This is a genomic window from Microbacterium sp. B24, assembly GCF_000333415.1.
Classification (GTDB): Bacteria; Actinomycetota; Actinomycetes; order Actinomycetales; family Microbacteriaceae; genus Microbacterium.
The window spans coordinates 1-2582 of record NZ_BADB01000017.1; the positions used below are offsets into that span (position 1 = coordinate 1).

Consider the following 2582-nt stretch of genomic DNA (forward strand, 5'->3'; position numbering starts at 1 on the left):
TCTTCTCGTCTCGACTTGCCGGCACCGTTGGGTCCGAGAAGACCGAACGACTCGCCGGGCGCGACCTCGAAGCTGAGGCCGTCGACGGCGACGAAGTCGGCCTTGCCCTTGATCTTGTAGGACTTCACGAGTTGATGCGCGGAGATGACGGGAGCAGGCACCGACCCACCCTACCCAGTGCCTCCGACACCGTGCGGCGCCGCTCGTCGTCGTCGAGAGGGAAGATAGAACTACCCGAACACCGCAGGAAAGCTCCTCATGTCCTCTGCCAGCACCACCCGCCCTTCCCGCTCCCGACGCCGCACGCCCGATGACGGCCCTCGCGCGAGTCTGCGACAGCTGCTCCCCTTCGTCTTCGAGCAGAAGGGCGTGCTCGTCGTCGTCGCGGTGCTGAGCGTGCTCGCCGCCGTCGCGACCCTCGCCCAGCCTCTGGTGGTCGGTCAGGTCATTGACCGGGTGCAGAAGCAGGACCCGCTCGGCCTGCTGGTGTGGGTGCTGGTGGGCCTCGTCGTCGCCTCCTCCGTGATCAGCGGCATCCAGCACTTCCTCCTGCAGCGCACCGGTACGGCCGTCGTCTACTCGAGTCGGCGCCGTCTCATCGCCCAGCTGCTGCATCTTCCCGTCCAGGAGTACGACGCGCGGCGCACCGGTGACCTCGTCTCGCGGGTCGGCACCGACACGACCCTGCTGTATGCGGTGCTCACCCAGGGTCTGGCGGACTCGATCGGCAACGCGCTCATCTTCGTCGGCGCGATCGTGGCGATGTTCATCATCGACCCGGTGCTGCTCGTGCTCATCCTGGTCGTCGTCGGCGCGTCGGTCGCCGTCGTGGTGGCGCTCAGCGGCCGCATCCGCCGCGCGACCGCCGTTCAGCAGGAGAAGGTGGGAGAGCTGGCCTCGGGCGTGGAGCGCGCCGTCGGATCGATCCGCACGATCCGCGCCTCGGGCGCGTCCGAACGCGAACGCGAGAGCATCGAGCACACCGCGCGAGGAGCGTACGAGGCCGGGGTGCAGGTCGCCAAGGCATCGGCGTTCGTGGTTCCGGTCGCCGGCGTCGCCCTGCAGCTGTCGCTGCTCGTCGTGCTCGGCGTCGGCGGCTTCCGCGTGGCCTCGGGCGCGATCACGATCGCCGGGCTGGTGACATTCGTGATGTTCCTGTTCTTCCTCGTGCAGCCGCTCGGCTCGTTCTTCGGCGCGATCACCTCGGTCGGCCAGGCGTTGGGAGCACTGGGGCGCATCCAGGAGGTCCTGGACCTGCGCACCGAGACCGCGTGCGATGCGGAGGTCGCGGCATCCGTCGCCGTCGGCACCTCCCCGATCTCCACGGCCGCCGCACACGACAGCCACGAGACGGCCGCCGCGATCGAGTTCCGCGAGGTGCATTTCGCCTACCCGGATGCCGTGGTCAGCGCGCGCCGCCGCTCGGAGACCGAGGCGGCGGCTCTGCTCGCCGAAGCCCACGCCGACGCGACGGTGGCGGTCTCGGAGGCGCCCGGAGAGGTGCTGCGCGGGGTGTCGTTCCGCGTCCCCCGCGGGGCGCGCGTCGCCCTCGTCGGGCCGTCGGGGGCGGGAAAGTCCACCGCTCTCGCCCTGATCGAGCGGTTCTACGACCCGACGGCAGGGTCGATCCTGCTCGACGGTGTCGACCTGCGCGGTATCGACCGCACGCGGCTGCGTGCCCAGCTCGGCTATGTCGAGCAGGACGCGCCGACGCTCGCCGGGACGATCGCGGACAACCTGCGGCTGGCGTCGCCGTCGGCATCCGACGAGGAATGCGCCCGGGTGCTGCGCGCCGTGAACCTCGGCGACGTCCTGGAACGCTCGAGCCTGGGGTTGAACGCGCCGGTGGGCGAGGCCGGCGTCATGCTGTCGGGCGGCGAACGGCAACGACTGGCGATCGCCCGCGCCCTTCTCGCCGCTCCCCCGGTGCTGCTGCTGGATGAGTCGACGTCATCGCTCGACGGCCTCAACGAACAGCGCATGCGCGAAGCGATCGACGCCGTCGCCTCGGGGCGGACGCTCGTCGTGATCGCGCACCGCTTGTCGACGGTCGTCGACAGCGACCTGATCGTCGTGATGGACCACGGTCGAGTCGTCGGGCAGGGCACCCACTCCGAACTCGTCGAGACGGTGCCGCTCTACCGCGACCTCGCGAAGCACCAGCTGCTCGTCTGACCCGCGACCCCGACAGACGACGAGGGGCCCGCCGTCACCGGCGGGCCCCTCTGCTGTCAGCGCTGGTCACTTGCCGCCGAGAGCGTCCTTCGCGTCCTTCGCCGCATCCTTGACGTCCGCTGCGGCGTCCTTCGCGTGGGCCTTGACCTGGTCGGCCTTGCCCTCGGCGACGAGCTTGTCGTTGTCGGTGAGGTTGCCGATCGCCTCCTTGGCCTTGCCGGTCAGGTTCTCGGCGGTGTTCTTGATGTCATCTGCGAGGCCCATGAGGGACTCCTTTCTCTGGTGATGGTTCCGGTTTCTTTCGGGATCCCGGGCGGCCCGGGAAGTTCGGTGAGCGTCGTTCGTCAGGCGACGCGGCGCTCGTGGGCGACGGCGGAACGCAGACCGCCCGTGAGCTGGACGACCAG

At 69.9% G+C, this 2582-nt stretch carries 3 protein-coding genes; 1 reads left to right on the plus strand and 2 read right to left on the minus strand.

Annotation, left to right across the window (positions count from 1 at the left end; all coding sequences use genetic code 11):
* Positions 1–161: ATP-binding cassette domain-containing protein (locus I5I_RS17365; RefSeq protein WP_148285460.1), on the minus strand; the 161-nt coding region annotated here is incomplete at its 3' end.
* Positions 162–258: 97 nt separating this feature from the next.
* Here I5I_RS17365 and I5I_RS00280 point away from each other — a divergent pair.
* The gene (locus I5I_RS00280; RefSeq protein WP_036314855.1) at positions 259–2175 is read left to right on the plus strand and encodes an ABC transporter ATP-binding protein; all 1917 of its coding nucleotides are present in this window, start codon (positions 259–261) and stop codon (positions 2173–2175) included.
* Positions 2176–2241: 66 nt separating this feature from the next.
* Here the strand turns inward: I5I_RS00280 and I5I_RS00285 are convergent, their stop codons facing one another.
* Positions 2242–2439 (minus strand): CsbD family protein, encoded by a 198-nt coding sequence (locus I5I_RS00285; protein ID WP_036314858.1) that lies wholly within the window; start codon positions 2437–2439, stop codon positions 2242–2244.
* Positions 2440–2582 lie beyond the last annotated feature (143 nt).

Excerpts from the sequence above, each read along its gene's own strand:
- I5I_RS00280 (WP_036314855.1), top strand. The coding sequence starts at position 259 with ATGTCCTCTGCCAGCACCACCCGCCCTTCCCGCTCCCGACGCCGCACG.
- I5I_RS00285 (WP_036314858.1), bottom strand. The coding sequence starts at position 2,439 with ATGGGCCTCGCAGATGACATCAAGAACACCGCCGAGAACCTGACCGGC.